This window comes from Devosia sp. (assembly GCF_017307565.1).
In the GTDB taxonomy this organism is placed as follows: domain Bacteria; phylum Pseudomonadota; class Alphaproteobacteria; order Rhizobiales; family Devosiaceae; genus Devosia.
In genome coordinates, this window is the sequence record NZ_JAFKHD010000387.1 from 1 (window position 1) to 2,033 (window position 2,033).

General features: G+C 69.7%; 1 protein-coding gene. It reads right to left on the reverse strand.

All coding sequences use genetic code 11. The features are described 5' to 3' along the window. Positions 1-2,033: 5'-nucleotidase C-terminal domain-containing protein (locus J0I64_RS15545; RefSeq protein WP_291409868.1), on the reverse strand; the 2,033-nt coding region annotated here is incomplete at both ends.

Genomic DNA, 2,033 nt, shown 5'->3' on the forward strand with positions numbered 1-2,033 from the left:
ATCTCGATCGTGTCGTCGCCGGCGCCGAGGCGGACGAAGCCGCGCTTGGCGCCGTCGAGCGCGAGGTCGAGCCCGGTGTCGTTGCCGCCGAGATCGACCACGTTGTGCACGAAGCCGCGCAGCGCCAGCGCCTCGCCGGTGAAGTCGGTGACGACCGCGGTCTTGATCGTGTTCCAGGTGGCCGTGTGGTCGAGCACCGCGCTGCGGCCCTCCCACGTCACCGCCAGCAGCTCGCCCTGGCCGGCGAGGGTCACGTCGTTGTCGAAGGACGCGCCGTCGATCGAGACGTCGCCCCCGGTGCTGCGGATCCGCGCGATCGCGCCCTGGTCGCCGGACGCAGCAACGCCGATCAGCGTCTCGTCGCCCTCCGCACGGTCGAGCTCGATCAGCGCCCCGCGCCAGGAGCTGGCATCGAAGCCGCGGTCATCCCGCGCGCCGACCCCGACCGCGGTCTGCCACAGCGTGAAGTCGAGCACGGCGGCCGGCTCCACCGTGTCCTCGCGCACGGCGAGGTTCTGGATGCGCGTATCCTCGGTCTCGCTGGTCTCCGGCTTGCTGTAGGCCGTCTCCGGGGTCGAGAAGTTGGCCTTCAGGTACTCGGCCAGGGCATCCTGCTCGGATCCCGGTGCGGCGAAGTCGGCCAGGCCCGGGTCGGTGAGGGCCGCGCTGAGGTCGATCGTGTCCTCGCCGAAGATCGGGATCGGATAGCCGTCGCCGCCGGTGGCGTTGGCGCCGTTCTGCGCCGCCATGAAGTTCAGCGTGACGATGCGGATCTCCTGGTTCGGATCGGCGACGATCTGCCCGTCCCGCACCAGCGTCTGCACCACGTTGCCGTCATCGTCGATCAGCGCGAGCGTCTGCACGCGCAGCCCGTCCTGCAGCACCGCGCCGGTGACGTTGTCGAACGCGATCGCCTGTTCCGACGGATCGTAGCTGAAGGCGAGGCCGCCGAACTGGCCGAACTGGCCGGCGGTGATGCCGGGGCCCTTCTGCGCCACCGCGTACTCGACGATCTGCTCCAGCTCGGCGACCGTGACCGTGGTCAGGGCAAGCGTGTTGTTGAAGCGCAGCGAGTTCTCGATATCGAGCTGGCTGACGCCGCCCTCCGGCTTGCCGGCATCGGGGTTGGCGGCCGGCGGCAGCGGCGTGGCTGCCTCGCCGGTGTCGAACGTGCCGATCTCGGCGCGCACGCCGCCGCCGTTCTTGATCGAGACCTGCACGGTGGCGTCGTACTGGCGCGCCACGAACAGATTGGCATCGGCGGTGAGGTTGCCGAGATTGGTCTCCTCGGTCCGCACCAGGCCGCGGCGTCCCTCCAGGAACACCTCCGTGAAGCCGAGGATGTTGCTGTCCTTGGCGTCGATCACGCTGCCCACGGCCTCGGCCAGCGCCTCGACATGCGCGCCCTTGCTGCCTGCGGCGAAGGGGTCGTTGCTCGCGTCGTCATCCGCCAGCTCCGCGGCGTAGACGTCGGCGACCACCTCGTCCGTGGTGGCCCAGGCGCCGGAGATCAGCGGGTCGATGCTGTCGGCGATGATATGGCCGTTCCCGTCGAACTCGACCACGAGGCGGCCCAGATAGGCGTACTCGCCCGCGGTGTTCACCTGCAGCGTGGTGTTGCCGTCCCTGTCGGTCAGCAGCAGCGGGTAGGTTTCCGCGGCCGTGTCGCCAGGGCGCACAGTATCCGTCCCGTCGGCGAACAGCGCGTGGCTGCCGCCGGAGATGATGATGTCCACGCCTGACAGCTTGCCCGCGAGGTCCATCTCCAGCGTGTACTGCTGCAGGTGGCCCATCAGCACGATCTTGTCGGTGACGAGGCTCGCCGCGTCGATGATCGGCTGCAGCAGCGCGGCCAGGATGTCGGTGTCGTTGTTCGGCCCGCCCTCGACGATCGTGTTCCCGACCGAGGAGATCGAGGCGAGGATCTGGGTCGTCACGCCGATGATCGCGACGGTCTCGCCGCCGACCTCGGTGGTGACCCAGCCGGAGACCTTGCCGCCGAGGCCCGCCGCGTCCTGCCCGTCCGCCACCAC